This is a genomic window from Actinomadura xylanilytica (genome assembly GCF_030283145.1).
GTDB classification, from domain to species: Bacteria; Actinomycetota; Actinomycetes; order Streptosporangiales; family Streptosporangiaceae; genus Spirillospora; species Spirillospora xylanilytica.
In genome coordinates this window covers 801,065-821,508 of sequence record NZ_JASNWE010000002.1, presented here as the reverse complement: position 1 = coordinate 821,508, position 20,444 = coordinate 801,065, and the positions used below count along the sequence as shown (strand labels likewise).

The following is a 20,444-nucleotide window of genomic DNA, read 5'->3' as shown; positions in this document are numbered from 1 at the left end:
CGGCCTCGAACGGGGACAAGTCAGTCGGCCAGCCACAGCCGGGTGTAGTCGTACCCGGCCGCGGTGGGCAGGAAGACGGCGCCGCCGACCCGGCTCGACCGGAAGATCGTGTGCGCTCGGTCCAGCAGCGGCACGATCGCCGCGTCCTCCATGATCTTCTGGTCGGCCCGCTGCCAGTGGCCCGCCGCGCGCCCCGCGTCGGGGGCGGTGAGGGCCGCGTCGATCAGCCCGTTCACCTCGGCGCTGTCGTAGCCGCCGTAGTTGATGGAGTTCTTTCCGTATCCGCGCCCGTCGAACAGCGGCTGGACGAGCGTGCGGCCGTTGTTGCCGTACCAGTCGGGGGTCCAGCCGGGCGCGGCGATGTCCCACTTGCCTTCACGCGCCCGCGCGGGCGAGGAGATCGTCTCGGCGTAGAAGTCGCCGCCGGTGTCGGCCCTGAGCTCGGCGGTGACGCCGCACCCGGCCAGGTTGTCCTTGATGGACTGGGCGATCAGCCGGTGCACGCTGTTGGTGCGGTACGGGAACTCCAGCTTCAGCCCGGTGTACCCGGCCTCGGCGAGGAGCCGCCGGCAGCGCCCCGGGTCGCCGGCCTCGCCCGCGGTCGGGTAGCGGTCGGTGGGCGCGTGGCCGGCGTTGCCCGGCGGGATCACCGTGTGCAGCGGCGACGCCACGTCCGGCCCGCCCACGATCTTGACGAGCGCGGACCGGTCGATCGCGTACTCCAGCGCCTGCCGGACCTCGCGCCTGCCGAGGGCGCCGCCGTTGCCGGGGCTGAGCGTGTTGAACACCAGGTACGGGCTGTTGGACGGGGTGTCCCTGATCGCGAACCGCGGGTCGCGGCGCACCCGGGGCAGCGCGGCGGTCGGCACCGGCTGGTCCCAGGCGAGATCGGCGGAGCCCTGTTCGATCTGCTGCTGGACGGTGTCGGCCGAGTCCTGGCCGAGGGTGATCCGGATCTTCTCCACGTGCCGCTCGCGCAGCGGGTCGGTGTCCTGCCGCCACGCCGGGTTGCGGGACAGCAGGTAGGAGACGCCCGGCTTGTACTGGGTGATCCGGTATGGACCGTCCGAGACCGTGTGCTGGCGGAACTCGGGACCGTCCGGCAGGTACCGGTCGTACTCGGCGGGGGCGGCGGCGGTGGCGGGGAGGCTGAGCAGGTTGAGGAAGTCGCTGGCCGGACGGGTCAGGGCGAAGACCAGGGTGTGGTCGTCCTCGGCCCGCAGCCCGCCGATCTCATGTGCGTTCTGGTAGGCGGCGATCGCCTCGGGGTCCTTGGCGTCGACCGCGCCGAAGCCGTGGCAGAAGCCGTCCATCCCCTTGATCGTCGGGGTGTAGTAGCGCTGGCCCGCCGAGGGCGAGGCGGGGTTGCACATCCGCTTGACGCCGCGGACGAAGTCGTGCGCGGTCACCGGGCGCGGCGGGCTGGTGCTCCAGTAGACGCCCTGCCGTAGCCGCACCGTGTAGGTCGTGCCGTTCTCACTGACGCCGCCGTTCTCACGGGTGGGGATCCGCGCGGCGACGTCGGCCCGGACCGGCACGGTCTCGTTGAAGTCGTTGGACGCACGTGTCCCGAACAGCGTGCGGGCGTAGGTGCGGACCAGTCCGTAGGCGCCGACGCTGGACGCGCCGGCCGGGTCGAGGTGCTCGACGTCGGACGAGCCGACGATCCTGAGGACGCCGCCGTCCCTGGGTGGGCCCGTGGTGGGCCTGGTCGAGCCTCCGCCGCCGCAGGCGGTCAGCCCCACCGCGAGTCCCGTCAGTCCCGCCGTGACCCTGAGTACCTCTCGTGCCATCCGTGACCTCCACTCGGCTCCTGGAAGCGATGCGCACCTCACCGGGGGTGTCACAGTAGAGCCAGAGCGTGACAACGGTCGCTACATCACCCTTTTCCCTATGGAAAGTAAGGACGCCCTGACGGTGGGTGTCCACCGTCAGGGCGTCCTTGACCAGGCCGTGTGATCAGCCTCTTGGCGCGTTCAGCGTTCGACGTCTCCGCGGATGAAGGCCTCCACGGCCTCGCGCGCCTCGTCGTCGTTGTACTGCTCGGGCGGCGACTTCATGAAGTAGGAGCTGGCCGACAGGATCGGTCCGCCGATGCCGCGGTCGAGCGCGATCTTGGCGGCCCGGACCGCGTCGATGATGACGCCGGCGGAGTTGGGGGAGTCCCAGACCTCCAGCTTGTACTCCAGGTTGAGCGGGGTGTCGCCGAAGGACTTGCCCTCCAGGCGGACGTAGGCCCACTTGCGGTCGTCGAGCCACGGCACGTGGTCGGACGGGCCGATGTGCACGTCGGCCTTGGCCATCTCGTGCGGGATCTGCGAGGTGACCGACTGCGTCTTGGAGATCTTCTTGGACTGGAGCCGCTTGCGCTCCAGCATGTTCATGAAGTCCATGTTGCCGCCGAAGTTGAGCTGGTACGTGCGCAGCAGCTCGACCCCGCGGTCCTCGAACAGCTTGGCCATCACGCGGTGCGTGATGGTCGCGCCGACCTGCGACTTGATGTCGTCGCCGACGATCGGGACACCGGCCTTGGTGAACTTCTCGGCCCAGGTCGGGTCGGAGGCGATGAACACCGGGAGCGCGTTGACGAACGCCACGCCGGCGTCGATCGCGCACTGCGCGTAGAAGCGGTCGGCGTCCTCGGAGCCCACCGGCAGGTACGACACCAGCACGTCGACCTCGGCGTCCTTGAGCGCCTTGACCACGTCGACCGGCTCGGCGTCGGACTCCTCGACCATCTCGCGGTAGTACTCGCCGAGGCCGTCGAAGGTGTGGCCGCGCTGCACGGTGACACCGGTCGGCGGGACGTCGGCGAACTTGATCGTGTTGTTCTCGCTCGCGCCGATGGCGTCGGACAGGTCGTTGCCGACCTTCTTGGCGTCCACGTCGAACGCGGCGACGAACTCGACGTCGCCGACGTGGTACTCGCCGAACTGGACGTGCATCAGACCCGGGACCCGCGTCTCGGGGGAGGCGTCCTTGTAGAACTCGACGCCCTGGACGAGCGAAGCGGCGCAGTTCCCCACACCGACGATGGCTACGCGCACCGAACCCATCCGGTTGCTCCTTCTCCTTGGTTCACCGGCCCCGAAGGCGTGCCGCTGATCAGCGGTCGTCCTCGCGGGGCTGGTCCTGAGTCATATTGGAAATCGAAGATCTGGCCTGCTCCTGCTCCGCCCGCTCGCGCCCGATGAGCTCGTTGAGCCACCGGACCTCGCGTTCGACGGACTCGAGCCCGTGGTTCTGGAGCTCGAGGGTGTAGCTGTCGACCCGCTCCCGGGTCCGTGCCAGCGCGCCGCGCACGCTCTCCAGCCGCTCCTCCAGCCGGCTGCGCCGGCCCTCGAGGATCCGCAGCCGGACGTCGGCGCGGGTGTGCGAGAAGAAGGCGAAGTGCACGCCGAACCCCTCGTCCTCCCACGACGCCGGGCCCGCCTCGGTGAGGAGCTCCTGGAGACGCTCCTTGCCCTCGGCGGTGAGCTTGTAGACGATCTTCGAGCGGCGGCTCTGCAACGCCAGCGGGACGGTGGGCTCCTCGGGCCGGTCCTCCACGATGAGCCCCTTGGCGAGGAGCTGCTTGAGGCACGGGTAGAGCGAACCGTACGAGAACGCGCGGAACATGCCCAGCAGGGTGTTGAGCCGCTTGCGCAGCTCGTAGCCGTGCATCGGGGACTCGTGCAGCAGACCGAGCACGGCGAGCTCCAGCACGCCCGCGCCCTTCTTGCCCGCCATCCGAGGTCCCTTCCCCGCAGCGCCGATGTCTCCACTCGATGTATCGCCCGGATGCCTCCACTCGATGTATCGAGCGAATGTATCGGTTCGATACATCGCAAAGATACGTACCGCCGCGCATCCTGGCAAGTCACCCGGCCGGACGCCGTACCCCGGCGATGCGGAACAGGGCACCGGAGCTGCGTGGAGGGGCGAGGCGGGCGGGAGGAACCGGGTCGCCACGCGGGGTGCGACGGGGCCGCCGCCGGGCTCGCCGACTTGGACCGTGAATAGGGAGAATTCGGGGTCTATGTGGTCGAAGTATGCGAAAGTTGGCGGTTGGAACCACCTGGCGATGTCGCACGTCCTCGGCCACGGGAATCAGCCCCACGACCAGTGAGGACGGCTCGCCGGCCCGATGGCCTGCGGAGACGTGCCCGCGCCGGGACCGGGCTCCGTCATGCGCAGCGGTCCCCCCGCTCACCAGCCCGCACAGTACTCTTCGGACGACGCACAGCCGTAGTCCCCCTGTTGATGAGGTCGCGTGAGTAATCCAAGCCAGCCCCGACCAGGACCCGGGTCGCAGTGGCCGGGCGGGCAGCAGGTCCCCCGCCCCGCGAGTCCCGGTGCGTCGTTCGGCGCCCACTCCGCAGGTCCCGCGGGGGGACCACCGAACGGCCCGGGCAACCCGCCGTTCCCACCGACCGGAGCACCGCCCGGCGGGGCGCACGCGCGCCACGCCGCCGGCCCTCCGCCCCCTGGCCCCAGCGGCCCCAGCGGCCCAGGTGGCCCCGGCGGCCAGGGCATCCCGAGCGGCCCGAGCGGCCCGGGTGGATCCAGCGGTCCCGGCGCGCCCGGCGCGCCCGGCGCGCCCGGTGGACCCGGCGGGTCCGGCGGCGGATTCGGCGGCGGATTCGGGGGGGCGGGCGTTCCCGCAGGCTTCGGCAGCGGACCAGGCGGCCCCGGAGGGCCCGGTGTGCCTGGCGGCCCGAGCGGTCCTGGTGGTCCCGGTGGTCCTGGCGGCCCCGGGGGACCAGGCGGGACGGGCGGTGGTGGCGGTAAGCGCGGCATCGTCGAGCATCTGAGGTCGCGCAGCACGGGCTGGCGCCGGTTCATCCCGTCATGGAAGGTCGTGACCGGCGTCTCCGTGCTCGGCTTCACCGGCCTCGCCACGCTCGTCGGTGTCGCGTACGCCCAGACGCCGGTGCCGGACATCGGCAACTCCGACGCCGTCAAGACGGCGGCCATCTTCTACTACCGCGACGGCACCGAGATCGGGCGGATCGGCAAGAACCGCGAGCCCATCAGCATCCAGGACGTGCCGAAGCCGGTGCAGGAGGCGGTGATCGCGGCGGAGAACCGCAGCTTCCGCAGCGACAACGGCTTCTCCCCGTCCGGCATCACCCGCGCGGTGTGGAACAACGTGTCGGGCGGCGACACCCAGGGCGGGTCCACGATCACCCAGCAGCTCGCGAAGAAGTACTACCTCAGCGACGACCGGACGATGTCCCGGAAGTTCAAGGAGATGTTCATCTCGCTGAAGTTGGAGGACAAGCTCGGCACCAAGGACAAGATCCTCGAGCTCTACCTCAACACGATCTTCTTCGGCCGCAACGCCTACGGCATCCAGGCGGCGTCCCGCGCCTACTACGGCCCGAAGGTGACCGTCGACAAGCTGCGCCCGGACCAGGGCGCGCTGCTCGCCGCGGTCATCCAGCAGCCCGGCCGGCTCGACCCGCGCAGCGACGACAAGCAGGCGCAGGCCCAGACGCTGGTGCGCTACCGGTACGTGCTGGACGGGATGCGCAAGATCGGTGCGCTGAGCCAGGCCGACTTCGACAAGTACTCCAAGCAGCTCCCCGAGACCGCGCCGATCGGCGGCCCGGTGACCTTCGGCGGCCAGCGCGGCTACATGATCAAGCGGGCGATCAAGGAGCTCGAGCGCAAGGGCATCACCGAGCAGCAGATCATCGAGAAGGGTCTGAAGATCACCACGACCTTCGACCCGCGCAAGATGAAGGCCGCGAAGCAGGCGGTGGAGAACACCGTCCCGGGCATCGACCCCGCCAAGCTGCTGAAGAAGCACGTGCGGCTCGGGCTGGTGTCGGTCAACGCCACCAACGGCGAGGTCGAGGCGATCTACGGCGGGCCGAGCTACCTCAAGCAGTCGTTCGACAACGTCTGGTGGGGGTCGGCGCAGGCCGGATCGGCGATGAAGCCGTACGTGCTGGCCACCGCGCTGGAGAAGGGGTACGGGCTCAAGAGCCTGGTCGAGGGCCGTTCGGGGGTGTCCTTCGACGGCACCGGCAAGGTCGTGCCGAACGGTACGCCGGGCGCGCTCGGCCCGATCCCGAACAGCCACGCGGGCAAGGGCGCGATCAACCTGGTGCAGGCCACCAAGGAGTCCACCAACACCGCCTACCTCCAGCTCGCGATGAAGGTCGGCATCGGCGACGTGGTCAAGACCGCCGAGAAGGCGGGGGTGAACCCCTCGATGGTGGAGCCGTTCAAGGAGCAGGCCGGGCTGGCGCTCGGCATCAACGACATCCGGCCGATCGAGCAGGCCGCCGGGTACGCGGTGTTCGCCAACGGCGGCACCTACCACCAGCCGCACGTGGTCAAGGCGGTCAACAACGCCGACAAGCAGCCCGTCAAGGTGCTGAGCTGGGACCACAAGGCCGGCACCTTCAGCGCCGGCGTCACCGCGGACGTCACCTACGCGCTCCAGCAGGTGGTCAAGCCGGGCGGCACCGCGCAGGCGGCGGCGCTGCCGGACCGTCCGGTGGCGGGCAAGACCGGTACCACCGACAAGAACGTCGCGACCTGGTTCGTGGGCTACACCCCCAAGATCTCGACCGCGGTGACGATGTACAACGAGAAGCGGAAGCGGCTGAACATCGCGGGCGGTGAGGTCCAGGGCGGCACCATCCCGGCCAAGATCTGGCACGCCTACATGGCCGAGGCCACCAAGGGCACCCCGGTCGACCAGTTCCCGCAGCCGGCGTGGACCGGCTCCCCGCAGAAGTGGGCCGAGCCGTACAAGCCCAAGAAGCCGAAGGACGACGACGGCAAGCCGGCGTGGTGCAAGACCCCGATCGGTAAGTACGACCCGCGCTGCCAGGACGGCGACGACGGCGACGGGGGCGGCAAGCCGCCCTGCCAGTCGCCGATGCCCGACGGCAACTGCGACCCGAACAAGCCGCCGAGCGCCGACCCGCCCCGCTGGTGGTGCCAGATGCACCGGGACAACCCGCTGTGCCGCCGCGGTGGCGGAAACGGTGGCGGCGGCGGCAACAATGAATGGCCGAACCCTCAGGAGCAGCAGCCCCGGAAGCTCTCCAGCAGGCCGGTGGACTAGCCTCCGGCGTCCGTCCGTCGAACGGAAGCCGGAGGCCGCACGAGAACCGATCGGAAGCCGGAACCGGGATCCAAGGTGGGATGAGTCGTGACCGGCGCATGACGAATAATGCAAACGTTTCCGTACGGTCCGGATGCGGGCTCTCCCGCCCCTCCTGCCCCGATGTGCGCAGTACCCTCGGACGACGCACAGCCGTACCCAGTTGATGAGGTCGCGTGAGTAACCCAAGCCAATACGGACCGGAATACGGAGAGAGCCCGGGTAGGGGCTCGCCCCGCCCCGGGGGGTCAGGCGCGCCCAATGGCCGCGGTGCGCCCGGCGGCGCGTCGGCGTCCGGCCGGCCCTCGCGGGCCGGTGGGAGGGCCGCCGACCGCGGTGCTACCCCTTCTCGGGGCGGCGGCGGCGGCGGTGGCGGTCGCCGCCGTGCCGCGCCTCCCGGCAGACGCGATGGCCAGCAGGGCGCGCCCCCGGCCCCGGCCGGCAACCCGATGGGCGCCCCCGGCCGCGGTGGTCCCGGCGGACCGGGCGGCCCCGGTTCCGGACGGGGCGGTCCTGGCGGCCCAGGCGGACCCGGCGGGCCCCGTCCCGGACGCGGCGGCCCCGGTGGCCCAGGCGGTCCCGGCGGCCCCGGCGACGGTGAGGGCAGGGGACGGCGCGGCAAGCGGTCCGGCAAGCCGCGCAAGACGGGATGGCGGCGCTACGTCCCGTCCTGGAAGATCGTCGCCGCCGTTGTCGCGTTGCTGATGCTGGGCAGCATCGCGCTCGTCGCGATCGCGTACGCCAACACCCCGATTCCCAACGGGAAGCACGACGCGTTGCGTCAGGAGTCGGTGTTCTACTTCAAGGGCGGGACGAAGCCGATCGCGCGCGTCGGCATGCACCGCGAGGACGTCGCCCTCAAGGACGTCCCCGAGCATGTGCAGCGCGCCGTGCTCGCCGCCGAGGACCGCGGCTTCGAGCACGAGCCCGGCGTGTCCCCGAGCGGCGTCGGCCGCGCCCTGCTCAAGGCGGCCTCCGGTGGCAGCGTGGAGGGCGGCTCCACGATCACCCAGCAGCTCGCCCGCAACTACTTCGAGGGCCTGAGCCAAGAACGCAGCATCAACCGCAAGCTCAAGGAGATCCTGATCTCCATCCGGCTGGGGAACGAGCGGACCAAGGACTACATCCTTGAGACCTACCTCAACACGGTCGCGTTCGGCCGGTCGGCGTACGGGATCCAGGCCGCGGCGCGCGCCTACTTCCACAAGGACGTCAAGGAGATCAACGTCTCCGAGGCGGCGATGCTGGCCGCGCTGATCCAGCGCCCGGGCTACTTCGTGGTCACCGGCGACCCGAACCAGCCGGCCAAGAAGGCGCTCATCCACCGCTGGAACTACGTGCTCGACGGGATGGTGAGCGAGGGCTGGCTCGCTGCCGACAAGCAGGCCGAGCAGAAGTTCCCCACGGCCCAGAACCAGTGGAGCGATGTCAAGGAGGGCAACCAGACCGGTTACCTCCGCGACCGGGTGTACAAGGAGCTGAATGCTCTCGGCTTCGACAACACCCTGATCGAGAGTGGCGGCCTGAAGATCACCACCACGTTCGACGAGCGGTTGCAGAACTACACCGCCCAGGTGGTGAGAGCCGTCAAGAAGGAGCGGAACCTCTCCAACGAGATCCGCTTCGGGCTCACCACCATCGACCCGAACACCGGGGGCGTGGTCGCCGCCTACGGTGGTTCGAGCTACAAGAAGCAGCAGTACGACGACTCCTTCGACGCCAGGGTGCAGCCGGGCTCGTCGTTCAAGCCGATCGTGCTCGCCACCGCGCTGAACCAGGGCGTCAGCCTTCAGACCACGATGGACGGCAGCTACAAGCGGGTCATCAACGGTTCGAGCTTCACCAACGACAGCACCAGTGAGAACGGCGTCTACAACCTCAAGCAGATGACCGAGATGTCGATCAACACCGCGTACATCGACCTGGGGCAGAAGGTCGGGCTGGACAAGGTGGTGGAGACCGCCGGGAGGATGGGCATCCCGCCGAAGACCGAGGGCCTCAACGCCACCTACACCAGCCTCCCGCTCGGCGTCATCCAGGTCAGCCCGATGAGGATGGCCGAGGCGTACTCGACCTTCCCGGCCGGGGGCAAGCACCGCCCGGCGCACGTGATCGAGAAGATCAGCAAGGCCGACGGCACGCCCGCCGTCAACAGCGCGGGCAAAGTGATCAAGAAGCTGCCCTGGCAGACCGCCACCGAGGTGTTCCCGAAGGCGGTCGCCGACGACGCCACCGCCGCGATGCGCGCGGTCGTCCAGACTGGTACCGGTAAGCAGGCGAGTCTCGGGAACCGGCCCGTGGCGGGCAAGACCGGTACGACGACCGCGAACAAGGCCGCCTGGTTCGTCGGTTACACGCCCGAGTACGCGACGTCGGTGGCGATGTGGCGGCAGAAGGGCAAGGTGCAGCAGTCGCTGGTCGGGGTCGGCGGCTACTCCCAAGGGATCTACGGTGGCACGGTCCCGGCCGAGGTCTTCAGGCGCTACATGACCATGGCGCTGGACGGCAAGGAGATCAAGCAGTTCGACCCGCCGGCGAACGGCGGAGAGATCGCGACCTGGGGCGTGCCGAAGCCGGAGCCGACGCCGACCAAGACGCCGGAGCCGACCGAGACGCCCACCTGCCGGCCCGGCCAGCCGAGGATTCCGGGCCGGCCCGAGGCCCCGAACTGCGCGACCACGCCGCCCCCGACGAGCTCGGCGCCGGAGACACCGCCCCCGGGCACCCAGCCGTGCAACCAGGTCGGGATGCCCGAGGGCTGCAACCGGGACCTCCCGCCGACCGTCCCGGCTCCGGGCTGGTGGTGCATCTCGCACAGCGAGCACCCGGCCTGCCGGAAGGAGACGGAGACCCCGGGGCCAGGGCCCGGGCCGCAGCCGTGACGCGGACCTGAACCACCGCACGAAGATCGAACGGCCCGGAGCCCGCCACGGCGGCTCCGGGCCGTTCGCCGTCCGGGGCCGATCGGAACCACGTCCCGGAGGTGCCGTCCGGCGATGCGGGCGTGGCTCGATCGGGCGTGTCCGAGGGCGGCCGGGAGCCCAATAGTCTGCTGGCATGTCGTCGTCCCCCGAAAGGCTCAGGATGCCCGGCTCCCAGACCGACGGTGACGCGGTGGACCAGGAGAGCGGGCGCGACCGGCCCCCGAGGGGGCGCCTCGCCCGCCTCACGCCGGTGCTCACGGGCGTCACGGCCCTGGTCTGCCTGCTGGGCTGGCTCCAGAAATATCCCTGTGCCTCGGCGGGATTCGATTTCGTCAAGACGACGACCCGCGGCTGCTACACCGACATCTATCCGCTGTACTTCGGGCGCGGGCTGAGCGAAGGCAAGCTGCCCTACTTCGACACCTTCACCGGCTCCGACCTCCACTACGTCGAGTACCCGGTGCTCAGCGGCGCGTTCATGCAGGCGGTGGCGCTGCTGGTGCGGCCGTTCGGCGTCGACGCGCGGGGGATGGCGTTCTACAACGTGACGGCGCTCCTGCTCGCGCTGCTGGCGATCGTCGCGGTGCTGGCGACGGCGTACGTGGCGGGCCGGCGGTCGCTGCGCGTCGGGCTGATGGTCGCGCTGTCCCCGGCGCTGCTCCTCACCGCCTACATCAACTGGGACCTGCTCGCGGTCGCGCTGTCGGCGCTGGCGCTGGCCGCGTGGTCCCGGCGGCGTCCCGCGCTGGCGGGAGTGCTGCTCGGGCTGGCCATCGCGGCCAAGTTCTATCCGCTGCTGTTCCTCGGGCCGCTGGTCCTGCTGTGCGTCCGGGCCGGGCAGTGGCGCGCGATGGGGCGGATGCTGGCCGGCACGGCGGCGGCGTGGCTGGTGGTCAACCTGCCGGTGATGCTCTTCGCGTGGGACGGATGGCTGGAGTTCTACACCTTCAGCCAGCACCGCGGCGTCGACTGGGGGTCGATCTTCTTCTTCCTCCAGGACCAGGGGATGTCCGGGCTGGACGACAAGGACCGGCTCAACCTGCTCGGCACGGGAACGTTCCTGGTGCTCGCGCTCGGCATCGCGGTGCTGGCGCTCGCGGCGCCGCGCCGGCCGCGGCTGCCGCAGCTGATGTTTCTGGTCCTGGTGGCGTTCATGCTGCCCAACAAGGTCTGGTCGCCGCAGTACGTGCTGTGGCTGCTGCCCCTGGCCGCGCTGGCGCGGCCGAAGCTGCCGGCGTTCGTGCTGTGGCAGGTCGGCGAGATCGTCTACTTCTTCGGCGTCTGGTGGTACCTGCTGTCGGTCACCAACCAGGCGACCGGCGCCGGTCCGTCGGCGACACTCTCGACGCTGCTGGGCTTCGACGTCCCGGCGGAGGGCATCTCCAGCACGACCTACGGCGTGGCGCTGCTCGCGCGGTTCCTGACCGTCCTGCTGCTGGCCGTGCTGGTGGTGCTGGACGTCCTGCGGCCGTCCGGCGACCTCGTCCGGACGGACGGCGCCGACGATCCGGCGGGCGGGTTCCTCGACGGCGCGGCCGACGTGGTCAGCCTGCGCAGATGGCGTGGCAGGGCGCGGCACGCGGCTGAGCCGAGCGCCTGAGCCGAGCGCCTGAGGCGGCGGCTCGGGCCGGCCGTTGATCCTCCCGAGCAGCAGGCAGCACCGCGCGGGTCAGCCGCGGGCGGCGACGGGTGTCGGCGGTGCGCGTGGAGTCCATCTCGGGTTAAAGGGCGAGTGGCGGTCCGTCAAGGGATCGTGCGGAGGTGGCCGGGGCGGTGCCGGTCGTCCGGCCAAAATGCGCAGGTCAGCGCGCCGTCCGGGGGACGCGCGCGGGCACTGTGCGACGATTCCGGGTCCGGGCCCGCCGGATCGCGGCGTGCGGCGCGTCCGCGCCGGGAAGAACGGGGAACGTCACCACAGGGGCGGATCACCATCGCGATCGCGGGCCCCGCTGAGGCGAAGAGAAGAACTGCCGGGAGATGACGTGGACGCGAACCAAGCACTGACCGAGCTGCTCGCGGGAGAGGTGAAGCCGGGCGTCTACCAGTGGCGGACGCCCGCCGGCGCGGGCCCGATGGGCGACACCGGCTGGACGGCGCGGGCCGGGGAGGCCGGCTGGCGCGGGTTCCATCTGGACGGCCGCCGCGCGCGGGACAAGGACGCGTTCCTGGCGCTGTGCGCCGAGGTCTTCGGCTTCCCGGACTGGTTCGGCGGCAACTGGGACGCGCTGGAGGACTGCCTCGCCGACCTGTCGTGGGCGCCCTCCCAGGAGGGCTACCTGGTGCTGTACGAGTCGTGGGCCGACCTGGCCGACCTCGACCAGGGGGCGTTCCGCACGGCGCTCGACGTCTTCGCCGAGGCGGTGGAGACCTGGCGGGACACCCCCACCCCCATGACGGTGCTCCTGTCGAGCGTCGGCGTGGAGGTGGCCGGCGTCCCCCGTCTCGGCTGACCGGGCTAGTAGGTGGACCCGGTGCTGGCCGCGCTGCCGACGAGTACGGCCCAGAGCCCGAGGTAGAAGATCCAGCCGATGATCCAGCCCACCGTCATGATGTAGCCGAGGATCAGGCCGGCGGTCGCCATCCCCGCGCCGCCCTCACCGGTCCGCTTGATCTGGCTGTGCGAGACGTGCCCGAAGATGATCGCCAGGATCGAGGTGAACCCGCAGGAGAAGAAGCCGACGAGGCCGAGCACCATCGACGCGGTCGCCATGCCGTTGGTCGCCGGCATCACCGGTCCGGCACCGTAGTAGTGATGCTGGACCGGCTGAGACGACTGCTGGGGATAGGACTGCTGCTGCTGTGCGTATGGGTCCTGGGCCCCGTAGCCGTAGGGGTCGTAGGGGGGCTGTGCCATGGACTTCCCATTCGGGTCGCGCGCCCGCCGCCGAGAGTTTCGCGCGTGCGCTGAGGGCTGGAGTGCGGATTATGCCAGTCTGATGGGCAGCCATGAGTTTGTCGCCGTCTTGCCCGGTGCGGCTCGGCCGCTCCCGGCCGTACCGTCCCCAAGCGGGCGACAGCGGACGGGCGCTGTGGACGGGCTGTCTGGTCGGCCGTGCGGGGCTTGGGCAGGCTGAGGCATGAACGTCCCGTCCGGGTGTGCGTCCACCGCAGGGGAAGAGCGGCGCACGCGCTGGGCTGATGTGACTGAGGGCTGGTTCCTCCCGGTTAGATGCAGCCCCAGGTCGCCCGGTTCCCGCGAAGCCGCCGCGAGTTCCCGCCGAGCCGGCGGTTCAGGCCAGGTTGCCGCGCAGCCAGGCGATGTCGTCGGCCTGTCCCTCGGACGGCGTCTCCACCAGGACCGGTGCCCCGGCAGCGCGGACGACGGTGAGGATCAGCTCCGGATCGATGCTGCCGCTGCCGAGGTTGGCGTGCCGGTCGGCGCCCGAGCCGAACGCGTCGCGGCTGTCGTTGCAGTGCACCAGGTCGATGCGGCCGGTGATGGCCTTGATCCGGTCGACCGCGTCGATCAGCTCCTCGCCCGCCGCGTGCGCGTGGCAGGTGTCGAGGCAGAAGCCGAGCTTGCCGTCCAGGCCCGGCACCCCCGACAGCACCTCCCACAGCCGGGCGATCCGGTCGAACCGGCGCGCCATCGCGTTGCCGCCGCCGGCGGTGTTCTCGATCAGGACCGGGATCGGGAGGTCGATCCGCTCGAACACCTTGCGCCAGTTCTCGAACCCCGTCTCGGGGTCGTCGTCCTTGAGCACGTGGCCGCCGTGCACGATCAGCCCCTTGGCGCCGATCGAGGCCGCCGCCTCCAGTTGCTGGGTCAGGTTCTTGCGGCTGGGGATGCGGATCCGGTTGTTGGAGGTCGCCACGTTGATCGTGTACGGGGCGTGCACGAAGACGTCCACGTCGGAGTCGCGGACCGCCTCGACGCCCTCGGGCAGGACGGGCTTCTTCCAGCCCTGCGGGTCGCCCAGGAAGAACTGGACGACGTCGGCCCCGATGGCGCGGGCACTGTCGAGCGGATTGGTCTGATCGACGTGGGCTCCGATGCGCATGCCAACGAGACTAGCTCCGCCCGGCCGTGCCCCGCCCGGTCAGATGCCGAAGCCGCCGTGTCGGAGGGCGAAGCCGGTGCCCACGAACGAGGCGACCATGCCGATCACGTTCAGCCAGCGCTCGTTGGTCGTCGCCGACACCATCTGCGAGTAGAGCGCGATCGGGAGGCCGATCACGCCGGCGACCGCGCCGAAGAAGTGGGTCGGCGGGATGGCGCCGAGGATCAGCGCGAGCAGCCCCACCGTGATCGCGACGACCGACAGCGCGCTCTCCAGCGGATGTCGCCGGACCCCGCCGTCGATGTCGATGGCCGGTCGATCCCCCTCGGCTGCCTGGTGTGACATCGGGGTGCTCCCTCCGGTGCGTGGTGCGCGTTCCGGGCCAGGGGCGGATCGCCGGACGGGCGAACCGCGCCCACAGAGGGATTCCCGGCGGAACGGGCGGCCAATCGGCTCGGGTCGGGCGGATAATGTCGGCCGCAGCCGGTACCGTCGAACACGGATTCGAGAACAGCGATCTCGGTCCGCCCCGAGGGGAAGCGGGGAGAGGCAGGAGGTGCACACGGTGAGGGAGAGTGAGCTGGCGGTCATCGGTGACGCGGAGCTCGTCGAGGAGCTGTCGTTGCTGACGACCCAGGCGGCCAGGATGCGGGCCCGCATGGCCGACATCATGGCCGAGCTGGAACGCCGGCGCTGCGCGAAGGCCGCACCGGCCGGCGCCCGGCGCTGACAATGCCCCCGCGCGCCCGGGGCCGGGCCTGGTCCGGCCGGTCCGGCGGCACGTGGATACGGCTCGCACGCTGCCAACTCTTGGTAGCCTGTATCGGTCTCGCGGCCGGAGTCCCGGCGATCCGGATCAACACCGCCGCGGGAGACGCAACAGCCCTCCTGTCACGGAGAGACCGTGACCGCATCAGTCCAGAGGAGGTAGGGACAGCATGCGTCGTTACGAACTCATGACGATTCTCGACCCCGCCATCGACGAGCGCACCGCCAGCGCGGCCCTCGACCCGTTCCTGAAGGTCGTCAAGGACGACGGCGGCAGCGTTGAGAAGGTCGACGTCTGGGGCCGCAGGCGCCTGGCGTACGAGATTCAGAAGAAGTCCGAAGGCATCTACGCGGTGGTCGACCTGTCGGCTGAGCCTGCCACGGTCAAGGAGCTCGACCGTCAGCTCAACCTGAGCGAGTCGATCCTCCGTACCAAGGTCATCCGCCCCGAGGTGCACTGAGCCCCGGCTCAGCCCTCACGTCAGCCGGAGCGAGCCCCATGGCAGGCGACACCGTAATCACGATCGTCGGGAACCTCGTCGAGGACCCGAATCTGCGCTTCACCTCCAGCGGCCAGGCGGTCGCGTCGTTCCGCCTGGCCTCGACGCCGCGGTTCTTCGACCGCCAGTCGAACGACTGGAAGGACGGCGAGGCCCTGTTCCTGACCTGCAACGTCTGGCGGCAGGCGGCGGAGAACTGCGCCGAGAGCCTCCAGCGCGGCATGCGGGTGATCGTGCAGGGACGCCTCAAGCAGCGCTCCTACGAAACCCGCGAGGGTGAGAAGCGCACCGTCTACGAGATCGAGGTCGACGAGGTCGGCCCGTCGCTGCGCAACGCCACCGCCAAGGTCAACAAGACCCAGCGGCAGGGCGGCGGAGGCGGCGGGTTCGGCGGCGGCGGTCAGGGCGGCGGCTTTGGCGGCGGCTCCGGTGGGGGCGGCGGCTTCGGCGGCGGTCAGGGCGGCGGCCAAGGCGGCCAAGGCGGCCAGGGCGGTCCCGGTGGGGGCGGCGCCCCGGCCGACGACCCCTGGGCGACCGGCGGTGGCGGCGGTGGCGGCGGAGGCTTCTCCGACGACCCGCCGTTCTAACGACACGATTCATCCGATAATCCCGTCCATTCCCGTGTGAGCGGGGCTCTGGAAAAGGAGCACCACGATGGCGAAGCCACCTCCGCGCAAACCGAAGAAGAAGGTTTGCGTGTTCTGCCAGGAGAAGATCTCCTACGTCGACTATAAGGACACCGGCCTGCTGCGGAAGTTCATTTCCGACCGCGGCAAGATCCGGGCCCGTCGGGTGACCGGCAACTGCACCCAGCACCAGCGGGACGTCGCCACGGCGATCAAGAACGCTCGTGAGATGGCGCTGCTGCCGTACACCAGCACCGCGCGTTAGGAGGGATGGGAAACATGAAGCTCATCCTGACTCAGCAGGTCTCCGGGCTCGGCGAGCCCGGTGACGTCATCGAGGTCCGTGACGGCTACGGCCGCAACTACCTCGTGCCGCGCGGGTTCGCGATCAAGTGGACCCGGGGCGCGGAGAAGCAGATCGAGTCGATCAAGAAGGCCCGTTCGGCCCGCGAGATCGCCACGGTCGAGCACGCCAAGGAGGTCGCCGGCCGGCTTCAGGCGCTCACCGTGACCCTGCGCACCCGCACGGGCAGCAACGGGCGCCTGTTCGGCGCGGTCACCGCCGCCGACATCGCCGACGCGGTCAAGGCCGCCAACGGACCCGACCTGGACAAGCGGCGGATCGAGATCGGCAACCCGATCAAGACCGTCGGCTCGCACCGGGTCAGCGTCCGGCTGCACAGCGAGGTCAGCGCCACGATCGACGTGGACGTCGTCGAGGTCTGATCCGCATCCGGCACCGGAACGGCCGGGATCCCTTCGGGGGTTCCGGCCGTTCCGTTTTCGTTTCACGTGAAACGCCCCTGAACCGCCCTGTCCTTGGTGATCGACATCCCGGCCGCTACGTTCCGTGAGTAATCGATCATTGGACGGAAGGGGCGGCGATGTTCGCCGATTCGGAGGGGCCGCGGGGTCTGACCCGCCGTTCGATGCTGGGGGGCGTGGTCGGCGCGGGCCTGCTGGAGGTGCTCGCATCCGGAGCATCGGCCGATCGCGAGGCCATGGCGGCGACCCTTCCGGCCGGCACGGCGGCGATCCTCCCGCCCGGCACGGCGGCGCCGCGGCCACGGATCTACACCCGGCGCGAATGGAAGGCCACGCCGCCGAGGCACCCCGCCACCGTGCTCGACCGCGCGCCGACCCGCATCATCGTCCACCACACCGAGTGGCCCAACTCCGCCGACGAGACGCTCGCGCACGCCTTCCGGATCTCCCGCGAGATCCAGGAGCTGCACATGGACTCCAACGGCTGGGACGACATCGGCCAGCAGTTCACCATCAGCCGCGGTGGGTTCGTGATGGAGGGGCGCAACCGCAGCCTGCGCGCCGTCCACGACGGCCGGCTCGCGGTGGGCGCTCAGGTGCTGCACCACAACGGGCACACCATCGGGATCGAGAACGAGGGCACGTACATGAAGGCCGCGGTGCCGGGCCGCCTCTGGTCCTCGCTGGTGGAGGTCTGCGCCTGGCTGTGCGAGGCGTACGGGCTCGACCCGGCGCGTGCCATCGTCGGCCACCGCGACTACAACGATACCGACTGCCCTGGTGACGTCCTCTACGCACGCCTGCCGGAGCTGCGCGACGCTGTGGCCGCTCGCCTGAACGGCTCCCCGCCGCCCGCGCAAGCCGACGGCGGGCCTCCGGAGGACGGCGGGCCGGTCCCGGAGCACGATCAGGGTGCGGAGCACAGCCCGAGCCCGGGGCATCATCCGGATACGGAGCCTGGTACGGGGGCGGGGGACGGTCCGGCGCCCAGGGCGAGCCACCTCGACCATGGGCACCCGTCCGGTCAGGAATTCTCCGAGCCGACGCGGCGGCCCTGACTCCGAGCGCCATGGACGATGAGGCGCGGATGAGGGGCGCGGCGCGCCGTCAGGGGTCGGGGGTGGTGTAGCGGGTCCGGCTGCGGGCGATCTCGGGGTCGAGGCCCTCGACCAGCGACCAGATGCCCGCGACCCGTTCCACCAGGGTCTCGGTGGGCAGCCCGGCCAGGCCCTCGGCCGCCAGGTCCTCGATCGCCTGGGTCAGCCGGGCCATCCGCTCGCCGTGTGTGGAACACATGTTCGAATGGTAGCGAGCGGGGCACCCGGTCCGGGTAGGGTTCCGCGAATCGACCCCCATGGTGCGCACCGGCCCCACCCGTGCCACCTCGAGATCGGAGACGCTCATCGACCGAACCCAGCAGATCCGGCTCAGCGGGCAGGGCCTGGTGCTCCGCGAGTGGGACGACGCCGACCTGGCCGCGATGGCCGAGCTGTTCGACGACCCCGCGGTGGCCTACTGGACGCCCCTCGCCGCGCCGTTCGACCTGGCCGCGGCCGGCGCGTACCTGGCCCGGCTGAGGGCGTCCGCCGAGCGCCTGCACCTGGCGATCACCACCGACGGCCGCGTCCCCCTGGGCGAGGTGCTGCTCGACCGGACGCGCGGCACGCTCGGTTACGCCGTCGGCGCCGCGCACCGGGGGCAGGGGCTGGCGGCGCGGGCGCTCCGGCTGATGACGGCGTACGCGCACGAGGGGGCGGGCCTCGCCGTGGTGTCCCTGGAGATCGAGCCCGCCAACGACGCCAGCGCGGCGGTGGCTCGCGCCGCCGGGTACACGCTCAGCGGCGCCGAGCCCGTCGAGGTCGAGGACAAGGGGCGCACCCACGCGCTGCTCACCTGGACGCACCCGGCCTCGCCCTGACCGTCAGCGGGCCGGTCCGAACCAGCGTTCCGCGGCCTCCTCCAGGGACTGGAGGTCGTCGCCGGGGGGAGCTTCGAGTACGGGCTCGCGCTGCTCATCGACGGCATGCGGGCCCGGCTCGCCGCCCGGAGAGCGTGAGGGACGGCGCCGTCAGCGGCGTACGGCGCCGGTGACCAGCCAGGCGTCGCCGCGGGCCCGGAGGCCCAGCGTGACCATCCTGGTGAGCATCCACAGCCCGATCGCCAGCCACAGCCCGGCCAGCCCGCCGCCCCCCGCGTACACCAGCAGCGCGACCGGGAGGTAGACCAGCGTCGCGACCAGCGTCGTCACGGCCAGGTACGCCCCGTCGCCCGCGCCGATCAGGATGCCGTCCAGCACGAACACCACCCCCGCCACCGGCTGGAGCACCGCCACGATGATCAGCGAGGCGAGCAGCAGGTCGCGGACCTGGCCGTCGGAGGTGAACAGGCCGGGCAGCCAGGGCCGCATCGCGAAGACCGCCACCGCGAAGAGGACGCCGCAGCCGACGCCCCAGCCGACCATCCGGCGGGTCACCGCCCGCGCCCCGGCGGCGTCGGCGGCACCGAGGTGGCGGCCGGTGATCGCCTGGCCGGCGATGGCGAGCGCGTCCAGCGCGAACGCCAGCAGCGTCCACACCTGGAAGCCCACCTGGTACGCGGCGATCTCGCCGTCGCCCATCCGCGCCGCGAGCGAGGTGCCCACGATCAGCACCACGCGCAGCGCGGCCGTGCGCAGCAGCAGGTTCACGCCCGCCGTGGCGGAGGTGCGCAGCCCCGCCGCGTCGGGCCGTACCGGAGCCCCGTGCCGCCGCGCCGCGCGGAGCACGACCGCGACGTAGACGGCGGCGCCGCCCGTCTGCGCGAGGACGGTGCCCCAGGCCGATCCGGCGATGCCCCAGCCGAAACCGAGCACGAAGAGCAGGTTGAGCACCAGGTTCAGCGCGAAGCTGCCGATGGAGACCAGCAGTGGGGTGCGGGTGTCCTGGAGGCCGCGCAGAACGCCGGTGCCGGCGAGGATGACGAGCATCCCGGGGATGCCGAACAGGCTGACCCTCAGATACGTCTCGGCGTACGGGGCGACGGACGCCGAGGCGCCGAACGCGTCCACGAGCCACGGTGTCAGCGGCCAGCCCGCGAGGATGAGCACCGCGCCGATCACGACCGCGAGCCACATGCCGTCGATGCCCTGCCGGACGGCGGACGGCAGGTCGCCGGCGCCGACCTGCCTGGCCACTCCGGCGGTCGTCCCGTAGGCGAGGAAGACGCACAGGTTGACCAGCGTCGACAGGGCCTGCCCGGCCACCCCGAGGCCGCCGAGCTGCGCGGTGCCGAGGTGCCCTACGATCGCGGAGTCCGACAGCAGGAAGAGCGGTTCGGCGATCAGCGCGCCGAACGCCGGGACGGCGAGGCGCAGGATCTCGCGGTCGTGGGCGTTCAGGCGCCGCCGCAGGGATGAGCCGATCATGTCTGTGCACCAGGCTACCAAGCTGTAATCTTCTTAGGAAATTTGTCGCTTACCAGCCCGGATCTGGGACCGATTCGCGACTTTCTTTTTCTGCACAGCCGGTGGATAAAGTTTTCGCAGGTCAGAGAGTTGCTAGGGGATCTTGCTCCAAGTTTTCCCCAGGGTTGTCCACAGGTCGTGCACAACCTGGGCGGCGTGTCTGCACAGGGGCTCCACATCGTCGTCCACAGGCTTCTTTGCCCAAGGGGCACGCGGACTCGCAGAATGTCCGAGGCCGGAGATAGACGTGTGAGGGACGATCGGCAACGAGGCGGGCGGGGCCGCCGGCGGCCGGGATGAAGGGGGTGCGAGG

General features: G+C 70.8%; 19 protein-coding genes. 11 read left to right on the top strand and 8 right to left on the bottom strand.

The window, feature by feature from the left end; all coding sequences use genetic code 11:
* Positions 1-20: 20 nt before the first annotated feature.
* The 3 genes from QP090_RS14875 to QP090_RS14865 all read right to left on the bottom strand — a co-directional run bounded on the left by QP090_RS14875 (position 21) and on the right by QP090_RS14865 (position 3,729).
* Positions 21-1,793 (bottom strand): ABC transporter substrate-binding protein, encoded by a 1,773-nt coding sequence (locus tag QP090_RS14875; RefSeq protein ID WP_285939454.1) that lies wholly within the window; start codon positions 1,791-1,793, stop codon positions 21-23.
* Positions 1,794-1,976: 183 nt separating this feature from the next.
* Positions 1,977-3,056: an inositol-3-phosphate synthase gene (locus QP090_RS14870; protein ID WP_285939453.1), complete on the bottom strand. Its 1,080-nt coding sequence runs from the start codon at positions 3,054-3,056 to the stop codon at positions 1,977-1,979.
* Between the two features lie 49 nt (positions 3,057-3,105).
* Positions 3,106-3,729, bottom strand: coding sequence for a PadR family transcriptional regulator (locus QP090_RS14865; RefSeq protein ID WP_285939452.1), 624 nt, complete (start codon positions 3,727-3,729; stop codon positions 3,106-3,108).
* A gap of 1,111 nt (positions 3,730-4,840) precedes the next feature.
* On the opposite strand from QP090_RS14865, the gene QP090_RS14860 reads away from it, so the two are divergent.
* The 4 genes from QP090_RS14860 (at position 4,841) to QP090_RS14845 (ending at position 12,479) form a co-directional block, all read left to right on the top strand.
* Positions 4,841-7,066 carry a transglycosylase domain-containing protein gene (locus QP090_RS14860; protein WP_285939451.1) on the top strand — a complete coding sequence of 742 codons (2,226 nt, stop codon included), beginning with the start codon at positions 4,841-4,843 and terminating at the stop codon, positions 7,064-7,066.
* A 488-nt stretch (positions 7,067-7,554) separates the two neighbouring features.
* The gene (locus QP090_RS14855; RefSeq protein ID WP_285939450.1) at positions 7,555-9,987 is read left to right on the top strand and encodes a transglycosylase domain-containing protein; all 2,433 of its coding nucleotides are present in this window, start codon (positions 7,555-7,557) and stop codon (positions 9,985-9,987) included.
* A gap of 175 nt (positions 9,988-10,162) precedes the next feature.
* Positions 10,163-11,629 carry a glycosyltransferase family 87 protein gene (locus QP090_RS14850; RefSeq protein WP_285939449.1) on the top strand — a complete coding sequence of 489 codons (1,467 nt, stop codon included), beginning with the start codon at positions 10,163-10,165 and terminating at the stop codon, positions 11,627-11,629.
* Between the two features lie 382 nt (positions 11,630-12,011).
* The gene (locus tag QP090_RS14845) at positions 12,012-12,479 is read left to right on the top strand and encodes a barstar family protein (RefSeq protein WP_285939448.1); all 468 of its coding nucleotides are present in this window, start codon (positions 12,012-12,014) and stop codon (positions 12,477-12,479) included.
* A gap of 5 nt (positions 12,480-12,484) precedes the next feature.
* Here QP090_RS14845 and QP090_RS14840 read toward each other — a convergent pair whose 3' ends face one another.
* The 3 genes from QP090_RS14840 to QP090_RS14830 form a co-directional block, all read right to left on the bottom strand.
* Positions 12,485-12,883, bottom strand: a complete 399-nt coding sequence (locus tag QP090_RS14840) for a DUF4190 domain-containing protein (protein WP_285939447.1) — start codon at positions 12,881-12,883, stop codon at positions 12,485-12,487.
* Positions 12,884-13,259: 376 nt separating this feature from the next.
* A complete protein-coding gene (locus tag QP090_RS14835; RefSeq protein WP_285939446.1) occupies positions 13,260-14,030 on the bottom strand; it encodes a deoxyribonuclease IV in 771 nt (256 codons plus the stop codon).
* Between the two features lie 39 nt (positions 14,031-14,069).
* Positions 14,070-14,375, bottom strand: coding sequence for a hypothetical protein (locus tag QP090_RS14830; protein WP_285939445.1), 306 nt, complete (start codon positions 14,373-14,375; stop codon positions 14,070-14,072).
* A gap of 220 nt (positions 14,376-14,595) precedes the next feature.
* On the opposite strand from QP090_RS14830, the gene QP090_RS14825 reads away from it, so the two are divergent.
* The 6 genes from QP090_RS14825 (at position 14,596) to QP090_RS14800 (ending at position 17,747) form a co-directional block, all read left to right on the top strand.
* Positions 14,596-14,760, top strand: coding sequence for a hypothetical protein (locus QP090_RS14825; protein ID WP_285939444.1), 165 nt, complete (start codon positions 14,596-14,598; stop codon positions 14,758-14,760).
* Positions 14,761-14,968: 208 nt separating this feature from the next.
* Positions 14,969-15,259, top strand: coding sequence for a 30S ribosomal protein S6 (gene rpsF, locus QP090_RS14820; protein ID WP_285939443.1), 291 nt, complete (start codon positions 14,969-14,971; stop codon positions 15,257-15,259).
* 38 nt (positions 15,260-15,297) lie between these two features.
* The gene (locus tag QP090_RS14815; protein ID WP_285939441.1) at positions 15,298-15,885 is read left to right on the top strand and encodes a single-stranded DNA-binding protein; all 588 of its coding nucleotides are present in this window, start codon (positions 15,298-15,300) and stop codon (positions 15,883-15,885) included.
* 67 nt (positions 15,886-15,952) lie between these two features.
* Positions 15,953-16,189: a 30S ribosomal protein S18 gene (rpsR, locus tag QP090_RS14810; protein WP_019631633.1), complete on the top strand. Its 237-nt coding sequence runs from the start codon at positions 15,953-15,955 to the stop codon at positions 16,187-16,189.
* 14 nt (positions 16,190-16,203) lie between these two features.
* A complete protein-coding gene (gene rplI / locus QP090_RS14805) occupies positions 16,204-16,650 on the top strand; it encodes a 50S ribosomal protein L9 (protein WP_285939440.1) in 447 nt (148 codons plus the stop codon).
* Positions 16,651-16,808: 158 nt separating this feature from the next.
* Complete coding sequence (locus QP090_RS14800; protein ID WP_285939439.1) at positions 16,809-17,747, top strand: peptidoglycan recognition protein family protein; 939 nt, start codon at positions 16,809-16,811, stop codon at positions 17,745-17,747.
* A 49-nt stretch (positions 17,748-17,796) separates the two neighbouring features.
* Here the strand turns inward: QP090_RS14800 and QP090_RS14795 are convergent, their stop codons facing one another.
* Positions 17,797-17,985 carry a hypothetical protein gene (locus QP090_RS14795; RefSeq protein ID WP_285939438.1) on the bottom strand — a complete coding sequence of 63 codons (189 nt, stop codon included), beginning with the start codon at positions 17,983-17,985 and terminating at the stop codon, positions 17,797-17,799.
* Positions 17,986-18,043: 58 nt separating this feature from the next.
* Between QP090_RS14795 and QP090_RS14790 the strand changes: the two genes are divergently transcribed.
* The gene (locus QP090_RS14790; RefSeq protein ID WP_285939437.1) at positions 18,044-18,607 is read left to right on the top strand and encodes a GNAT family N-acetyltransferase; all 564 of its coding nucleotides are present in this window, start codon (positions 18,044-18,046) and stop codon (positions 18,605-18,607) included.
* A gap of 150 nt (positions 18,608-18,757) precedes the next feature.
* Here QP090_RS14790 and QP090_RS14785 read toward each other — a convergent pair whose 3' ends face one another.
* On the bottom strand, positions 18,758-20,092 hold the full coding sequence (locus QP090_RS14785) for an MATE family efflux transporter (protein ID WP_285939436.1): 1,335 nt from the start codon (positions 20,090-20,092) through the stop codon (positions 18,758-18,760).
* Between the last annotated feature and the right edge of the window lie 352 nt (positions 20,093-20,444).